The sequence below is a fragment of the Bradyrhizobium sp. KZN70725 genome (assembly GCF_055264925.1).
Window position 1 is genome coordinate 81,236 of record NZ_JBUYWT010000031.1, and the last position, 16,173, is coordinate 97,408.

General features: G+C 64.0%; 14 protein-coding genes and 1 riboswitch. Of the genes, 9 read left to right on the plus strand and 5 right to left on the minus strand.

Going from position 1 to position 16,173, the window contains the following annotated elements:
* Positions 1-104 precede the first annotated feature (104 nt).
* Positions 105-1,319 (plus strand): NADP-dependent isocitrate dehydrogenase, encoded by a 1,215-nt coding sequence (locus tag ACZBJS_RS26355; protein WP_016848511.1) that lies wholly within the window; start codon positions 105-107, stop codon positions 1,317-1,319.
* Between the two features lie 30 nt (positions 1,320-1,349).
* A complete protein-coding gene (locus ACZBJS_RS26360) occupies positions 1,350-1,856 on the plus strand; it encodes a DUF3455 domain-containing protein (protein ID WP_410469768.1) in 507 nt (168 codons plus the stop codon).
* A 92-nt stretch (positions 1,857-1,948) separates the two neighbouring features.
* Here ACZBJS_RS26360 and ACZBJS_RS26365 read toward each other — a convergent pair whose 3' ends face one another.
* Both ACZBJS_RS26365 and alaS read right to left on the minus strand, forming a co-directional pair.
* On the minus strand, positions 1,949-3,199 hold the full coding sequence (locus ACZBJS_RS26365; RefSeq protein WP_316397574.1) for a cyclic nucleotide-gated ion channel: 1,251 nt from the start codon (positions 3,197-3,199) through the stop codon (positions 1,949-1,951).
* Between the two features lie 11 nt (positions 3,200-3,210).
* Positions 3,211-5,898, minus strand: a complete 2,688-nt coding sequence (gene alaS, locus ACZBJS_RS26370; protein ID WP_316397564.1) for an alanine--tRNA ligase — start codon at positions 5,896-5,898, stop codon at positions 3,211-3,213.
* A gap of 202 nt (positions 5,899-6,100) precedes the next feature.
* A riboswitch (glycine riboswitch) is annotated at positions 6,101-6,189 on the plus strand.
* Between the two features lie 141 nt (positions 6,190-6,330).
* On the opposite strand from alaS, the gene gcvT reads away from it, so the two are divergent.
* The 4 genes from gcvT (at position 6,331) to ACZBJS_RS26390 (ending at position 11,367) form a co-directional block, all read left to right on the plus strand.
* Positions 6,331-7,476, plus strand: a complete 1,146-nt coding sequence (gene gcvT, locus ACZBJS_RS26375) for a glycine cleavage system aminomethyltransferase GcvT (protein WP_316397565.1) — start codon at positions 6,331-6,333, stop codon at positions 7,474-7,476.
* Positions 7,477-7,495: 19 nt separating this feature from the next.
* Entirely contained in the window at positions 7,496-7,861 is a 366-nt protein-coding gene (gcvH, locus tag ACZBJS_RS26380; RefSeq protein ID WP_057018368.1) for a glycine cleavage system protein GcvH, read from the plus strand.
* Between the two features lie 23 nt (positions 7,862-7,884).
* Positions 7,885-10,758: an aminomethyl-transferring glycine dehydrogenase gene (gene gcvP, locus ACZBJS_RS26385; RefSeq protein ID WP_463439461.1), complete on the plus strand. Its 2,874-nt coding sequence runs from the start codon at positions 7,885-7,887 to the stop codon at positions 10,756-10,758.
* Positions 10,759-10,935: 177 nt separating this feature from the next.
* The gene (locus ACZBJS_RS26390) at positions 10,936-11,367 is read left to right on the plus strand and encodes an acyl-CoA thioesterase (RefSeq protein ID WP_225164343.1); all 432 of its coding nucleotides are present in this window, start codon (positions 10,936-10,938) and stop codon (positions 11,365-11,367) included.
* Positions 11,368-11,406: 39 nt separating this feature from the next.
* Here the strand turns inward: ACZBJS_RS26390 and ACZBJS_RS26395 are convergent, their stop codons facing one another.
* Complete coding sequence (locus ACZBJS_RS26395; RefSeq protein ID WP_316397567.1) at positions 11,407-12,393, minus strand: hypothetical protein; 987 nt, start codon at positions 12,391-12,393, stop codon at positions 11,407-11,409.
* Between the two features lie 227 nt (positions 12,394-12,620).
* Complete coding sequence (gene recA / locus ACZBJS_RS26400) at positions 12,621-13,709, minus strand: recombinase RecA (protein WP_092090369.1); 1,089 nt, start codon at positions 13,707-13,709, stop codon at positions 12,621-12,623.
* Positions 13,710-14,187: 478 nt separating this feature from the next.
* Between recA and ACZBJS_RS26405 the strand changes: the two genes are divergently transcribed.
* Positions 14,188-14,388, plus strand: a complete 201-nt coding sequence (locus ACZBJS_RS26405; RefSeq protein WP_316397568.1) for a hypothetical protein — start codon at positions 14,188-14,190, stop codon at positions 14,386-14,388.
* Positions 14,389-14,438: 50 nt separating this feature from the next.
* Positions 14,439-14,606, plus strand: coding sequence for a hypothetical protein (locus ACZBJS_RS26410; protein WP_316397569.1), 168 nt, complete (start codon positions 14,439-14,441; stop codon positions 14,604-14,606).
* A 185-nt stretch (positions 14,607-14,791) separates the two neighbouring features.
* Here the strand turns inward: ACZBJS_RS26410 and ACZBJS_RS26415 are convergent, their stop codons facing one another.
* Positions 14,792-15,112 carry a hypothetical protein gene (locus tag ACZBJS_RS26415; protein ID WP_316397570.1) on the minus strand — a complete coding sequence of 107 codons (321 nt, stop codon included), beginning with the start codon at positions 15,110-15,112 and terminating at the stop codon, positions 14,792-14,794.
* Positions 15,113-15,464: 352 nt separating this feature from the next.
* Between ACZBJS_RS26415 and ACZBJS_RS26420 the strand changes: the two genes are divergently transcribed.
* The gene (locus tag ACZBJS_RS26420) at positions 15,465-15,701 is read left to right on the plus strand and encodes a hypothetical protein (protein WP_316397571.1); all 237 of its coding nucleotides are present in this window, start codon (positions 15,465-15,467) and stop codon (positions 15,699-15,701) included.
* Positions 15,702-16,173 lie beyond the last annotated feature (472 nt).

Consider the following 16,173-nt stretch of genomic DNA (forward strand, 5'->3'; position numbering starts at 1 on the left):
GCATACCGGTGCGCTTTCGCCCGCCCCCGGGCGGTGCTATAGCGCAGGCGTATTTTCCACCCCCGCCGTCAAAAGCGCGCCGTTCCCAAGAGGGCCTCCCCGTCATGGCAAAAATCAAGGTATCCAACCCCGTCGTCGAGCTCGATGGCGACGAGATGACCCGGATCATCTGGCAGTACATCAAGGACAAGCTGATCAACCCGTTCCTGGATGTCGAACTGCTCTATTTCGATCTGGGCATGGAATACCGCGATGAGACCAACGACCAGGTGACCATCGACGCCGCCGAAGCCATCAAGAAGGTCGGCGTCGGCGTCAAATGCGCCACCATCACTCCCGACGAGGCCCGGGTGAAGGAGTTCGGCCTGAAGCAGATGTGGAAGTCGCCGAACGGCACCATCCGCAACATCCTCGGCGGCTGCATCTTCCGCGAGCCGATCATCTGCAAGAACGTGCCGCGCCTGGTTCCCGGCTGGACCAAGCCGATCATCATCGGCCGCCATGCCTATGGCGACCAGTACCGCGCCACCGACATCAAGTTCCCCGGCAAGGGCACGCTGTCGCTGAAGTTCGTCGGCGAGGACGGCACCGTCATCGAGAAGGAAGTGTTCAAGGCGCCCGGCGCCGGCGTCGCGATGGAGATGTACAATCTCGACGACTCCATCACCGATTTCGCCCGCGCCTCGTTCAACTACGGCCTGATGCGCAACTACCCCGTCTATCTGTCGACCAAGAACACGATTCTGAAGGTCTATGACGGCCGCTTCAAGGACATCTTCCAGGACGTGTTCGACCGCGAGTTCAAGAAGGAATTCGACGCCAAGGGCCTGACCTACGAGCACCGCCTGATCGACGACATGGTGGCCTCGGCGCTGAAATGGTCCGGCGGTTATGTCTGGGCCTGCAAGAACTATGACGGCGACGTGCAGTCCGACACCGTGGCCCAGGGCTACGGCTCGCTCGGCCTGATGACCTCGGTGCTGCTCACCCCGGACGGCAAGACCGTGGAAGCCGAGGCCGCCCACGGCACCGTGACCCGCCACTACCGCGAGCACCAGAAGGGCAAGGAGACCTCGACCAACTCGATCGCGTCGATCTTCGCCTGGACCCGTGGCCTCGCCCATCGCGCCAAGCTCGACAACAACGAGGCGCTGGCCAAGTTCGCCACCACCCTGGAGAAGGTCTGCGTCGCCACCGTCGAAGAGGGCTATATGACCAAGGACCTCGCGCTCCTGGTCGGTGCCGACCAGCGCTGGCTCTCGACCACCGGATTCCTCGACAAGGTGTCCGACAACCTCGTGAAGGCGATCGCGGCCTGAGGCCGTCATCCTGGGAAGACAGGTGCGAGCATGACCATGGCCCTTGTCAGAGCCGTCGTGCTCGCATCGTTCTCGCTAACCGCGTCGGCGGCATTCGCTGCCGATCCCCTGCCCGACGCCGTCGCGGCGCCTGGCGAGTCCAAGATCCTCACCGTCCATGCCGAGGGCGTGCAGGTCTATGAGTGCAAGCCGGTCAGCGACGGCAAGCTCGCCTGGTCGTTCCGCGAACCGATCGCGACCCTGATCGCCGACGGTCGCACGGTCGGCCGGCATTATGCGGGTCCGAACTGGGAGCATGTCGACGGCAGTGTCGTGACCGCCCGCACCGCCGGCAGCGCACCCGGCACCACCGCCGCCGATATTCCCTGGCTGAAGCTCGAGGTGATCGCCCACCGCGGCAACGGCCTGCTCTCCGGCGTCGCAACCGTGCAGCGGATCAACACCTCGGGCGGCGAGCTCAGCGGCGCCTGCGACAAATCAGGCGCGCTGAAAGGCGCGGCCTACTCGGCGGATTACGTGTTCCTGCGGCGGGACTAAGCGTTTTCGAGCGAAGTGGATACCGGTTCGCGTGAAGAAACGCGCCAAACGAAGAATCGAGAGCCTCGTTCCGATTCAATCGGAATGAGATTCTAGTCGCGGATGCCGCCGTCGGTCTCGCGCGGCGCCTGGGCGATCTCCGCGGCGGCCAGGTCGCCGCCGGCCGCAAGCGGATCGGCAAGCCGCGCCTCCGCGGTCTCCCGGACATGGGCGGCGAGCGCCGGCATGCGCTCGATCAGGGCATGGAAGTCCTGCGCATCGAGCACCAGCAGCTTGGTCTTGCGCGTCGCCGTCACCGTGCCGGAGCGGCTGGTCCGCCGCAGCAGCGCGATCTCGCCGAAGAACGCGCCGTCGGAAAGCCGCACAAGCTGGCTCGGCAGGTCGATCTCGACCTCGCCCGCGGTGATGAAATACATCGATGACGCCGCATCGCCGCGCCGCACCAAGACCTCGCCGGCCTCGATGGTCTGCGACCGCAGCAAGCGCATGATGTCGGAAATATCGGCAGCGCCAAGATGTGAGAACAGCGGCACCCGCGCCAGCATGCCCCAGGTCACGACGAAGTCGCGGCGCCGGACCTCGTCGGCGAACGCGGTCGAGATGATCGCGACCGGCAGCGCGATCATCGCGAAGCCGACCACGATCGCGACCACCGTGACGGTCCGGCCGAGCGGCGTAATCGGGACGACGTCGCCGTAACCGACGGTGCCGAGCGTCACGATCGCCCACCACATCGCCTGCGGCATGGTGCCGAACTTGTCCGGCTGCACCCTGTGCTCGATGGCATAGAGCAGCGAGGCAAACAGCAGCACGGCGCCGGTCAGGATCACCACGCAGCCGAACAGCGTGCGCCGCTCGGCATGTAGCGCCGCCAGCAGCGAGCGCATCGCGGTCGAATAGCGCACCAGCTTGAGGAACGGCAGCATGCCGAACAGCAGCAGCGCGGTCTTGTCGCCGATCGCAAGCGCGACGGCCGACGGCAGGAAGGCCAGCAGGTCGATCACGCCGAGCGCCGAGAAGGCGTATTCCAGCCGCGCCCGCGCCGGCGTCATGTCGCGCAGCGAGTGGCCGACCACGCTCCAGAGCCGCGCGGCATATTCCAGCGCGAAGGCGATGACCGCCGCGATCTCGATGGTCGTCAGCAGCCAGCTGAACTGCGCGTCGATCTCGGGCACGGAGGCCAGGATCGCCGCCAGCACATCGACGGCGATGATGGCGACGATGACCCGGGCAAACCGCAAGCCGCCCGAATGCGGCAGATCATCGCGTTCGAGCAGCTCGTAGAGACGGTCGCGCAGCCCGGGATCGCCGATCGTGGGCTTGAGCGGAGCCGTCGCCACGATCAGCCTCTCCGTCAGGCGCCGGCCGATGCCTGTTGGGTCATGGCCTGTTCGATCGCCGACAGCGCGGCGTCGGCCTTGGCGCCGTCGGGCCCGCCGGCCTGCGCCATGTCGGGCCGGCCGCCGCCGCCCTTGCCGCCGAGCACCTCGGAGCCCTTGCGCACGAGCTCGACCGCGTTGAACCGCGCGGTCAGATCGGCAGTGACGCCGACCACGATGCCGGCCTTGCCGTCCTCGGTGACGCCAACGATCGCGACCACGCCCGAGCCGATTTGCTTCTTGCCGTCGTCGACGAGACTCTTGAGATCCTTGGTCTCGACGCCCTCGACCGCGCGCGCCAGCAGCTTGACATTGCCGACCTCACGAACGGCCGAGGCGGCGCCGTTCGACGCACTGCCGCCGCCCATCGCGAGCTTCTTGCGGGCGTCAGACAGATCGCGCTCGAGCTTCTTGCGCTCTTCCATCAGCGCGGCGATGCGCGCCGGCACGTCGTCGATCGTGGTGCGCAACTCCAGCGCCGCGGTCTTGGCCAGCGCGATGGTGTCGTTGGCGTGCTTGCGCGCGTGACGTCCGGTCAGCGCCTCGATGCGGCGGACGCCGGACGCCACCGCGCCCTCGCTGGTCACCGAGATCAGGCCGATGTCGCCGGTGCGGCGCACATGAGTGCCGCCGCAGAGCTCGACCGACCAGCCAAGCGCGTTCTGGCCGTGATCGCGGGCGCCCTTGCCCATCGACACGACGCGAACCTCGTCGCCGTATTTCTCGCCGAACAGCGCGCGGGCGCCGGCCTCGCGGGCATCGTCGACGCCCATGACGCGGGTCGTGACCTCGTCATTCTCCAGCACGACATCGTTGGCGATGTCCTCGATCCGGGCGAGCTCTTCCGGTGTGATCTGCTTCGGATGCACGAAGTCGAAGCGCAGCCGGTCGGGCGTGACCAGCGAGCCGCGCTGCGCAATGTGATCGCCGAGCACCTGGCGCAGCGCCTCGTGCAACAGATGCGTCGCCGAGTGGTTGGCACGGATCGACGAACGCCTGGCGTGGTCGACCTCGAGCTGCAGCGCAGTGCCGATGGTCAGCGTGCCCTGCTCCACGGTGCCGAGATGCACGAACAGATCGCCGGCCTTCTTCTGCGTGTCGGTGACGCGGAACTTGACGCCCTCGCCGGTGAGCACGCCGAGGTCGCCGACCTGGCCGCCCGACTCGCCGTAGAACGGGGTCTGGTTCAGCACGATCGCGCCGCTCTCGCCGGCCTTGAGGCTTTCGACCTCCGCGCCGTCCTTGATCAGCGCCGTCACCGCGCCTTCCGCGCTCTCGGTCTCGTAGCCGAGGAATTCGGTCGCTCCGAGCTTCTCGCGCAGCGGGAACCAGATCGCCTCGCTCGCCGCCTCGCCCGAACCTGCCCAGGAGGCACGCGCCTTCACGCGCTGCCGCTCCATCGCGTCGGTGAACGACGCCTGGTCGACGCTGATGCCGCGCGACTTCAGCGCGTCCTGCGTCAGATCGAGCGGGAAGCCGTAGGTGTCGTACAGCGTGAACGCGGTGTCGCCGTCGAACATGTCGCCCTTCTTGAGGCCGGCACTCTTCTCGTCGAGGATCGACAGGCCGCGCGCCAGCGTCTTGCGGAAGCGCGTCTCCTCCAGCCGCAGCGTCTCCTCGATCAGCTTCTCCGCACGGACCAGATCCGGATAGGCCTGGCCCATCTCGCGGACCAGCGCCCAGACCAGGCGATGCATCAGCGGCTCGCTCGCGCCCAAAAGCTGTGCATGGCGCATCGCGCGGCGCATGATCCGGCGCAGCACGTAGCCGCGGCCCTCGTTCGACGGCAGCACGCCGTCGGTGATCAGGAACGCGGACGAGCGCAGATGGTCCGCGATCACCCGATACGACCCAACGTTCTGCTCGTTCGGACCGTGCCCGAGGGTAGACGCGGCGGCATCGATCAGATTGCGGAACAGATCGGTCTCGAACACGCTCTCGACGCCCTGCAGGATGCAGGCCATGCGCTCGAGCCCCATGCCGGTGTCGATCGAGGGACGCGGCAGCGCCACGCGCTCCTCCTTCGTCACCTGCTCGTACTGCATGAACACCAGGTTCCAGAATTCGAGGAAGCGATCGCCATCCTCATCCGGGCTGCCCGGAGGGCCGCCCCAGATGTGCTCGCCGCGGTCGATGAAGATTTCGGAGCACGGTCCGCACGGGCCGGTGTCGCCCATCGCCCAGAAATTGTCCGAGGTCGGGATGCGGATGATGCGGTCGTCCGAGAAGCCCGCGATCTTCTTCCAGTAGCCGGCCGCCTCGTCGTCGGTGTGGTAGACGGTGACCAGCAGCTTGTCCTTCTTCAGCCCGAAATCCTTGGTGATCAGATTCCAGGCGAGCTCGATCGCGCGCTCCTTGAAGTAATCGCCGAACGAGAAGTTGCCGAGCATCTCGAAGAAGGTGAGATGGCGCGCGGTGTAGCCGACATTGTCGAGGTCGTTATGCTTGCCGCCGGCGCGCACGCACTTCTGCGACGTCGTGGCGCGCTGATAGCCGCGCTTCTCGACGCCGGTGAAGACGTTCTTGAACTGCACCATGCCGGCATTGGTGAACATCAAGGTCGGGTCGTTGCGCGGAACCAGCGGCGACGAGGCCACGATCTCGTGCCCGTTCTCCTTGAAGAAGTTCAGAAATGTCGACCTGATGTCGTTGACGCTGCTCATGTTCATCCAATCGGAAAAAGGGGCCGGCCAGCCGCAAAAAGGCGTCATTTTCCGGCCGAACGCTTTTAGACATTGCCAGCTGCGGTGTCCAGAAACTGTGCAGGCGGATCATGGGCTTGCCGCGGCAGCACAAAGCCCATTGGATAGTTGCTGCAGCTGCGTTGACAGTCTTGGTGGCGCCGTGTTTTCTACCTACCTATACCTAGTCACGTCGGGAGAGACCGGCCTTATCGCCGGCGCCGAAGGAGCAACCGCCCCGGAAACTCTCAGGCAAAAGGACCGCGTGACGTCTGACATCTGGAAAGAGACGCTGGGGTTCGCCCCGATGCGTCCGCCGACGGGATAATACTCTCAGGCACAGCGACAGATGGGGCTTTCTGCAGGTTTCTCAAGGGGAAATAGGTCCCCGGCGGGAACCGCGAGGGCCCTGTGATGCTTGCGCGCGAAACCTCCCCGCTGAAACAGACCCCGCTGCACGCGCTGCATCTGGCGCGCGGCGCCAAGATGGTGCCGTTCGCCGGCTATGACATGCCGGTGCAATACGCGGCCGGCGTGCTGAAGGAGCATCTGCACACCCGCAAGGAAGCCGGTCTGTTCGATGTGTCGCACATGGGCCAGCTCGTGCTGAAGGCCAAATCCGGCAAGGTCGCGGATGCCGCGCTCGCGCTGGAAAAACTGGTGCCGCAGGACATCGTCGGTATCGCGCCGGGACGGCAGCGCTACGCGCAATTCACCAACAATGACGGTGGCCTGCTCGACGACCTGATGGTGGCGAATTTCGGCGATCACCTGTTCCTGGTGGTCAACGCCGCTTGCAAGGCCGAGGACGAGGCGCATCTGCGCGCGAATCTCTCCGACGCCTGCGAGATCATCTCGCTGGCCGACCGCGCGCTGATCGCGCTGCAGGGCCCTAAAGCCGAATCGGCGCTGGCGAAACTTTGTGCAGATGTCGGTTCGATGAAATTCATGGATGCCGGTGCGCGCCGGCTCAGTGACGTCGACTGCTTCGTCTCGCGCTCCGGCTATACCGGCGAGGACGGCTTTGAGATTTCCGTGCCCGCGGACAAGGTGGAAGCCCTGGTCACCGCGCTGCTCGACAATCCCGACGTGTTGCCGATCGGGCTCGGCGCGCGCGACAGCCTGCGGCTCGAAGCCGGGCTGTGCCTCTATGGCCATGACATCGACACCACGACGACACCGGTCGAAGGCGCGCTGGAATGGTCGGTGCAGAAGGTTCGCCGCAGCGGCGGCGCCCGCGCCGGCGGCTTCCCCGGCGCCGACAAAATTCTCGCGCAATTCGCAGATGGCGCTGCGCGCCGACGGGTCGGCCTGAAGCCTGACGGCCGCGCACCGGTGCGCGAAGGCGCCGCGCTGTTCGCCGATGCCGGCTCGACCGAGCAGATCGGCAAGGTGACCTCGGGCGGCTTCGGCCCGAGCCTCAATGCGCCGGTTGCGATGGGCTACCTGCCCACGGCCCTTTCCGCCGTCGGCACCACCGTTTTCGCCGAAGTGCGCGGCCAGCGGCTGCCGCTGAAAGTCGCCGCTACGCCCTTCGTCCCCAATACCTACAAACGCTGAACGCCAAAGGATCGACCCCATGACGACGCTGTACACGTCCGACCACGAATGGCTCCGCATCGAGGGCGACGTCGCCACGATCGGGATCACCGACTATGCGCAGTCGCAGCTCGGCGACGTCGTGTTCGTCGAACTGCCCAAGGTCGGCCGCAGCCTGAAGAAGGCCGAGGCCGCCGCTGTCGTCGAATCCGTCAAGGCCGCCTCCGACGTTTACGCGCCGATCTCCGGCGAGGTGGTCGAGGTCAACGACGCGCTCGCCGCCGAGCCCGCGCTGGTCAATTCCGACGCCGGCGGCAAGGCCTGGTTCTTCAAGCTGAAGATTGCCGACAAGGGCGAGCTCGGCGGCCTGATGGACGAGGCCGCCTACGCCGCGCACACCGCCTAAAGGATCACTCCGAGGATCACGTCATGAACGCGCCCTTCAAGCCGATCAACGAAGCCGCCACCGATTTCGTCCGCCGCCACATCGGACCGTCGCCGCGCGACGTCAACGCGATGCTGGAGACGGTCGGCGCCGCGAGCCTGCAGGCGCTGATGAACGAGACGCTGCCGGCGTCGATCCGGCAGAAGGCGCCGCTCGATCTCGGCCGGGCGCTGAGCGAGACCGAGGCGCTCGCGCATATGAGCGAGCTCGCCGCGCAGAACCAGATGTTCACCTCGCTGATCGGCCAGGGCTATTCCGGCACCATCCTGCCCGCGGTGATCCAGCGCAACATTCTGGAGAACCCGGCCTGGTACACCGCCTATACGCCGTACCAGCCGGAGATCAGCCAGGGCCGGCTCGAGGCCCTGTTCAACTTCCAGACCATGATCTGCGATCTCACCGGGCTCGACGTCGCCAACGCCTCGCTGCTCGACGAAGCGACGGCAGCGGCGGAAGCGATGGCGCTCGCCGAGCGCCACTCGCAGGTCAAGGCGAAGGTGTTCTTCGTCGACAAGGAGGTGCATCCGCAGACGGTGGCGGTGATGCGCACGCGCGCCGCGCCGCTGGGCTGGGCGCTGGTGGTCGGCGATCCCCTGACCGAGCTCGACAACGCCGATGTGCTCGGCGCGCTGCTGCAATATCCGGGAACGTCGGGCGCAGTACGCGACCTCAAGCCTGCCATCGCGTCGCTGCGCGCCAAGGGCGCGCTTGCGATCGTCGCGGCGGACCTGCTGTCGCTGACGCTGCTCGCCTCGCCCGGCGAGCTCGGCGCCGACATCGCGATCGGTTCGGCGCAGCGGTTCGGCGTGCCGATGGGGTATGGCGGACCGCACGCCGCCTATATGGCGGTGCGCGACACGCTGAAGCGCTCGCTGCCCGGCCGCATCGTCGGCCTCTCGGTGGATTCGCGTGGGCAGCCCGCCTATCGCCTCGCGCTGCAGACCCGCGAGCAGCATATCCGCCGCGAGAAGGCGACCTCGAACATCTGCACCGCGCAGGTGCTGCTCGCCGTGATCGCCTCGATGTATGCGGTCTATCACGGTCCCGAGGGCCTGACCCATATCGCACGCAGCGTGCATCGCCGCGCCACCGTGCTTGCCGCCGGCCTGCGCAAGCTCGGCTTTGCGCCGACCACCGAAGCGTTCTTCGATACCGTGACCGTCGAGACAGGTAGCAAGCAGATCGAGCTCGTCACCCGCGCGCAGGCGGAGCGGATCAATCTGCGCATCGGCGCGACCACGCTCGGCATCGCGCTCGACGAGACCTCGACGCCGGAGACGGTCGAGGCGGTGTGGCGCGTGTTCGGCGGCAAGCTCAGCTATGCCGAGATCGAGGCCGGTGCGCACGAGGCGCTGCCGAAGGAGCTGCGGCGCACCAGCGCCTTCCTCAGCCATCCGGTGTTCAATACGCATCGTTCCGAGACCGAGCTGCTGCGCTACATGCGCAAGCTCAGCGATCGTGACCTCGCGCTCGACCGCGCGATGATCCCGCTCGGCTCCTGCACGATGAAGCTCAACGCCACCACCGAAATGATCCCGCTGACCTGGCCGGCGTTCAGCAATCTGCATCCGTTCGCGCCGGCGGATCAGGCCAAGGGCTATCACGCGCTGTTCAAGCGGCTGGAGCAATGGCTGTGCGACATCACCGGCTATGACGCAGTCTCGCTGCAGCCGAATTCCGGCGCGCAGGGCGAATATGCCGGGCTGCTGGCGATCCGCGGCTATCACCTCGCGCGCGGCGAGCCGCACCGCAAGGTGTGCCTGATCCCCTCCTCCGCGCACGGCACCAATCCGGCCTCGGCTGCGATGGTCGGCATGGAGGTCGTGGTCGTCGCGTGCGATGCTCGCGGCGACGTCGACGTCAATGATCTTCGCGCCAAGGCGGAGAAGCACTCCGCCAACCTTGCCGCGGTCATGATCACCTATCCGTCGACCCACGGCGTGTTCGAGGAGCATATCCGCGAGATCTGCGACATCGTGCATGCCCATGGCGGCCAGGTCTATCTCGACGGCGCCAACATGAACGCGCAGGTCGGACTGTCGCGGCCCGGCGACTACGGCGCCGATGTCAGCCATCTCAATTTGCACAAGACCTTCTGCATTCCGCATGGCGGCGGCGGCCCCGGCATGGGCCCGATCGGCGTGAAGGCGCATCTTGCGCCCTATCTGCCGGGCCATCCCGCAACCGACGGAGCGACGGCGCACGCCATCGGCGCGGTATCGGCTGCGCCGTTCGGCTCGGCGTCGATCCTGACCATCTCCTACATCTACATCCTGATGATGGGCGGCGAAGGCCTGACGCGCGCCACCGAGATCGCGATCCTCAACGCCAACTACATCGCCGCACGGCTGCAGCCGCACTTTCCGGTGCTGTACCGCAACGAGCGCGGCCGCGTTGCGCATGAGTGCATCGTCGATCCGCGGCCGCTGAAGACGACCAGCGGCGTCACCGTCGACGACATCGCAAAACGCCTGATCGACTACGGCTTCCACGCGCCGACCATGAGCTTCCCGGTGGCGGGCACGCTGATGATCGAACCGACGGAATCGGAATCGAAGTTCGAGATCGACCGGTTCTGCGACGCCATGATCGCGATCCGCGACGAAATCGCGGAGATCGAGAAGGGCCGCTGGAAGGTCGAGGCCTCGCCGCTGCGCCACGCGCCGCATACCGTACACGACATCGCCGACGATGCCTGGAACCGGGCCTACACCCGCGCCGAAGGCTGCTTCCCGGAGGGCGTGTCACGGTCCGACAAATACTGGAGCCCGGTCGGCCGCGTCGACAACGTCTACGGCGACCGCAACCTGGTGTGCTCGTGCCCGCCGGTCGAGGATTACGCGCAGGCGGCGGAGTAAAGCGCACCATTGTTGCAGCTACGTCGTGCTGCGTCTCTGACGCGTGATTCACTCGGTGTCATTCCGGGGCTCGCGAAGCGAGAACCCGGAATCTCGATCCACGACTTCCGGATTCCGGATTCGCGACTTCGTCGCGCCCCGGAATGACGGACTGGCCCGCCCGCGGCAGGAGGAAACATGCGCGAGGAATTCTGGTTCCATTTCCCGTTTCGCGTCCGCTATTCGGAGGTCGACGCGCAGGCCGTGGTGTTCAACGCCCACTACCTCACCTATTTCGACACCGCCATCACCGAATATTTCCGCGCGCTCGGCTACGACTATCTCGGCGAGGTGGCGCGGACCGGCATCGACTTCCACACCGTGAAATCGGTCGTCGAGTACAAGGCTCCGATCCGGTTCGACGAGGACATCGAGGTCTGCGTCCGGGTCGCCAAGATCGGCCGCTCCTCGATCAATCTTGCGCTCGCGATCTTCGCCAAAGGCTCCGATGACCTGCGCGCCACCGGCGAGATCATCTGGGTCGCGACCGACCAGAAGACCCATCAATCGGTCGCGGTGACCGAGGATTTGCGGGCGCTGATCGCGAGCCGGGAAAAGGCGCTGGCGTAGAGATCAGAACGTCGCGTGCTGGCGTCGCTCGAACAAGCCTTACGGAGCGACGAGAGTGCGGCTCTCGGCGTCCCAGCGCCACAGCCGCTCATTGGTCAGTTCGGTGCCGCCCCACCAGCGATGGATCGTGTTGTACTGGCTGAAGTCGAGCTCGCGATCCGACACTTCCTGGCCGAAATCGGTGAGCGACAGCCGACTGTGCAGGAGTCGGTTGTTTCGGGCCTTCAGATCGTCGGGCGCTTCGATCTCCGCGGGGAATCCGGTCAGAACCGGTGATGGACAATAGGCGAGCCGGTCCAGGATCAGCTCCGCTTCCTGAAAATCGAACACGCCGCGTTCCCGGTTCAGCTCGTTTGAAAGGACCTGTGGGCTTGTCTCGCCGTCGGCGACGAGATCCAGCATTCGCAGTTCGGACGCGCCGAGGCCGGTGTCTTGCCCGGGTAGCTCCTCCAGCAACGCAATCAGCGCCGCGCGGAGCTGCGGGATGGCCGACAGATCCTGCATGAGAAGGTCGAAACAGGGCTCGGGCGTCGGAGCGCGATAGGCATTCCAGGCGCGACCGGCCAATTCCAGCCGATCATCGGTCACCGCAAGTGCAGGCAATCGCCATTTCGCCAAGCTCTCGCCTCGGTACCTGCCGATCTCGACATCGGTCTGGACCAGCTTGAGCTTCGCTACGATGTGGCGGTGCGGGCGGAGCACGTCGAGCAACCAGGCCAGCACCAACTGGTCATTCGGCTGGGGATCAGCCCATAGCTCGACGCTATCGCAACGCTCGCACAACTCGACAAGCCCAATGTCCCGACCGATCGAGCCGGTCCATCTTGAACTGGCGAAGTCGAGCCAGTGCGTGTCGAAATCGACATGCTTTGCGGAACGCGGTTCCAGCAGGGTCGTGAGGTCATCCGACGAGGGCATTTTCCCCCAAACGAAGCGCGGCCTCAACCCGACGACGATGTCCGCCCTTCCCGCCTGCCTCAGGCGATAGCTCGCGAGTTCACTTGTCGCCAGGATCAGACTTGTCACGATGCTCTCCGGCTACGCGCGATGGCATCAGCACCGCAAGCTGAGGATCAACTGCTTTACAAAAGACACACAAAACCAAACGGGCGCCGAAGACGTCGGCAACTCAACGTCCTCAGCGCCCGCTTGCAGCGAAGTCATGTGATGATTTGAGCATGATCTCCGGACAAACGCTTCGCGTTTGTCGCGAGGGAAAACCGCTTCGCACTTTTCCGGATCATGCCGGAGACTTACTCCTCCGTCGGCTCCTCGCCCTCGGCGTCGCGTTCGGGCGTGCCGGCGAGGATCTGCTCGGAGATCAGGCCGGAGTTCTGCCGGATCGCGGCTTCGATCTTGGCGGTGATGTCGGGATTCGACTTCAGGAATGCCTTGGAATTCTCGCGACCCTGGCCGAGCCGCTGGCTGTCATAGGAGAACCAGGCGCCGGACTTCTCGACGATGCCGGCCTTGACGCCGAGGTCGAGGATCTCGCCCATCTTGGAGACGCCCTCGCCATACATGATGTCGAACTCGACCTGCTTGAAGGGCGGCGCCAGCTTGTTCTTCACCACCTTGACGCGGGTGGTGTTGCCGACGACTTCGTCGCGCTCCTTGATAGCGCCGATGCGGCGGATGTCGAGACGAACCGAGGCATAAAACTTCAGCGCGTTGCCGCCGGTGGTGGTCTCCGGCGAGCCGTACATCACGCCGATCTTCATGCGGATCTGGTTGATGAAGATTACCATGGTGTGGGACTTGTTGATCGAGGCGGTCAGCTTGCGCAGCGCCTGGCTCATCAGGCGGGCCTGCAGACCCGGTAGCGCATCGCCCATCTCGCCCTCGAGCTCGGCCTTCGGCACCAGCGCTGCAACCGAATCGACCACCAGCACGTCGACCGCGCCGGAGCGCACCAGCGTGTCGCAAATCTCCAGCGCCTGCTCGCCGGTGTCCGGCTGCGAGATCAAGAGCTCGTCGATGTTGACGCCGAGCTTGCGCGCATAGACCGGGTCGAGCGCGTGTTCAGCGTCGATGAAGGCGCAGATGCCGCCCTTCTTCTGGCCTTCCGCCACGGTGTGCAGCGCCAGCGTGGTCTTGCCCGAGGATTCCGGCCCGTAGATTTCGACGACGCGTCCCTTCGGCAGACCGCCAACGCCGAGCGCAATATCGAGCCCGAGCGACCCCGACGACACCGTCTCGACATCCATCGAACGGTCGTTCTTGCCGAGCTTCATCACCGAGCCCTTGCCGAACTGGCGCTCGATCTGGGAGAGCGCGGCTGAGAGGGCCTTGGACTTGTCCATGGAGGATCCTTCGACGATACGCAGTGCGGTGGCGGACATTTGGGATGTGCTCCTTATGGCGGGGATTCGCTAGCGGGAAAACGGGCGACGAGATCGGGTGGAATGCGTTGTTGATTGGAACCTCGTACCACGTTTGTTCTAAGTTCGCAATATGTTCTTTCAAACAGACCGGTACTGGCCTGTTTCCATCCCTAGTGGCCTGCTTTGAAATTTCGAGTGGCCTAGTTTGGATTTAATCCTGTGGCAACCAAGGGTTGGCCGATGTTCTCGGTAGGACTACTGAGTCGCCAATCCGATGTTCTGCACATAGCAATACTTATGGTCCGCCAAGTGTTCTCCCTCCACAGAGGAGAAGTGTTACCGGGGTTCTCCGTTGGTGAACGGAGTTCCTTAATAACTCAGCAACCAAAGACGTTCGGGTGTATTGTCCCTTCATCACCGGCCGAGGCTCTGCCCGTAGGCGTCGGTGGCTGAGAGACCGGCTAGCGCTCCCGCCTGCATAACAGGGAGCGCGGCTATGGCCGAACAGCGCAACTATCGTCCCGACCAATTGTGGTTTGAAAAGCTCGCCGTTTACGCACGCGAGCTAATCCAGCACTCGCTCAAACTCCTCAACGAGTCGGTGCCGGATACGTTTGCGGGTCGCAAAACCCACGAGCCCTTTCCACAAGAGGAAAGCAGATACGGGCTCGACGAGAGAAAATCGGACTTAACCTAAGAGAGGGCGGGAATTGAGATGCGGCGCTAAAAGTGCGGATGATTGATCCAATGTTCGCCCGTTCTCAGGTTGCTATCGAAGAGAGCCACAGGCTCCGCAATCAACGAAAAGCGCTCGCAGACCAGCGGGACGCGCAGTTGGCCGAGCTGCGACGATCCATCTACGACAGCGCCAGCGCCCGCGTGGAGATCAAGGCTCATCGAGACAACAGCGAGTGAGGCACCTTGTGTGCAGCAAATGCGAAGATTTGGACACGCGCATTGAGCAGTTCCGACGCTTCACCGCGCAACTGCTCGATCTCCTCACGCTGGAGCGATTAAACGCGTCAATCGCGCAAATGGAAGCTGAGAAGAAAAAGCTTCACCCGACGCAAGAGTAAGGCCGCCTCAGTTGGCGGCCTCTTTCATTTCGTATTGTTCGGCCAAGAAAGCCCTTCTGTTCCGGCTGGCTCGCTTCGGTAGATCATTTTGAAGATGCTGGCGGCGGTATCGAGCCAGAGTTTCCGTTTGTCCTCTGGCCAGACTTCTCCTGCCTTCGGCAATTCCTTCAAGAGGCCTTGCACGAATGGATGTAGACCCGGCGGTTCATTTCCATCATTGCCACTGTCCCGGCGCTTCTCCTCCTCGCGCCTTTCGGGCGGCGGTTCATCGCGCTGTACAATTCCCGGCTTAACAAAGCGCCCCGTCGCTGAATCAATAAAGCCTGCGTACTGCGCCGACTTCATAAATGTCTGCCTAGCCCTGTCTTTTTGTTTGGGCGAGACGCCCAACTCATGCCGTCCGTCTTTAAGTCCCCGTATCCTAGTTTGATTTTTGGGGTGTACTTGTTCGGATTAAGCGAACGGAAACCGTAGCTTGGCCGGTGTTCTCAGTAGGACTACCGAGGCGACCCATCGGATGTTCTATCCCCGTCCCGCCTTTGACCGAGATCAGGGAATTTAATCTTGAGAGAACGAACCGGGGGCAACGGAACGTGATACGATAGCATCATCACCGGCCAAGGCTTTGCCCGTAGGCGTCGGTGGCTGAGAGACGAGACCAACAGCGCTCCCGCCTGCATAGGAAGGGAGCGCGGCCATGCCGAACCATTCCACAATAGTGCACCGCGAGATGCAGCTTCGCCATCTGGAGCAAGCCGAGCGGCATATTGCCCAAGGCGAACGACACATTGCCGAGCAAGAGGGACTGATCGAGCACCTTGCCAATCACGGGCACGATCTAGCGGAAGCGAAGAAGCTTCTGGATAACTTCTACTCATGCCAGGTTTTGCACGTTCAGCACCGCGACCGAATCCGCAGAGAGCTGGGAGAGTAGGGCCACCTCAGTAGGGCCACCTCAGTTGACGGCCTATTCTCATCTAGCGCACGATTAATTTCCTAGCGTGGCACAAACTGCACTTTGTTTTGGTGGTCATCCCGAGTTAGATTCCAACCTCACGCAGAGGTTGTGTCATGACCAGTGACCTGCTTTTTAGAGCGAGCATTGTGGTGCTGGGGCTGTGCCCCATTGCTATCGCTGCGATTGCAATATTCATGTGAGAAAGCGGCCGCCTCACTTGGCGGCCTCTTTCATTACGGGCCCTTCCCGTCGAATCGCTGCGACATATGACGTGAATCCGGTCGCGTGAATGAGGTGCTGAAGGGCTCTCTGCGTATTTCGCAAAAACGGGACAGCGGTTTCGCTAACTGACGGACAGCAGTTTCGCTAAATCGCGGACAGCGTGGCGGCGCTGGCTTTTGGTTGCCTGGTTGTTGAAGTCAGTTGATATTCGTTTCGCTGTTTTCGA

Excerpts from the sequence above, each read along its gene's own strand:
- ACZBJS_RS26355 (WP_016848511.1), top strand. The coding sequence starts at position 105 with ATGGCAAAAATCAAGGTATCCAACCCCGTCGTCGAGCTCGATGGCGAC.
- ACZBJS_RS26360 (WP_410469768.1), top strand. The coding sequence starts at position 1,350 with ATGACCATGGCCCTTGTCAGAGCCGTCGTGCTCGCATCGTTCTCGCTA.
- alaS (WP_316397564.1), bottom strand. The coding sequence starts at position 5,898 with ATGAGCAGCGTCAACGACATCAGGTCGACATTTCTGAACTTCTTCAAG.
- gcvT (WP_316397565.1), top strand. The coding sequence starts at position 6,331 with ATGCTTGCGCGCGAAACCTCCCCGCTGAAACAGACCCCGCTGCACGCG.
- gcvH (WP_057018368.1), top strand. The coding sequence starts at position 7,496 with ATGACGACGCTGTACACGTCCGACCACGAATGGCTCCGCATCGAGGGC.
- gcvP (WP_463439461.1), top strand. The coding sequence starts at position 7,885 with ATGAACGCGCCCTTCAAGCCGATCAACGAAGCCGCCACCGATTTCGTC.
- ACZBJS_RS26390 (WP_225164343.1), top strand. The coding sequence starts at position 10,936 with ATGCGCGAGGAATTCTGGTTCCATTTCCCGTTTCGCGTCCGCTATTCG.
- recA (WP_092090369.1), bottom strand. The coding sequence starts at position 13,709 with ATGTCCGCCACCGCACTGCGTATCGTCGAAGGATCCTCCATGGACAAG.
- ACZBJS_RS26405 (WP_316397568.1), top strand. The coding sequence starts at position 14,188 with ATGGCCGAACAGCGCAACTATCGTCCCGACCAATTGTGGTTTGAAAAG.
- ACZBJS_RS26410 (WP_316397569.1), top strand. The coding sequence starts at position 14,439 with ATGTTCGCCCGTTCTCAGGTTGCTATCGAAGAGAGCCACAGGCTCCGC.
- ACZBJS_RS26415 (WP_316397570.1), bottom strand. The coding sequence starts at position 15,112 with ATGAAGTCGGCGCAGTACGCAGGCTTTATTGATTCAGCGACGGGGCGC.
- ACZBJS_RS26420 (WP_316397571.1), top strand. The coding sequence starts at position 15,465 with ATGCCGAACCATTCCACAATAGTGCACCGCGAGATGCAGCTTCGCCAT.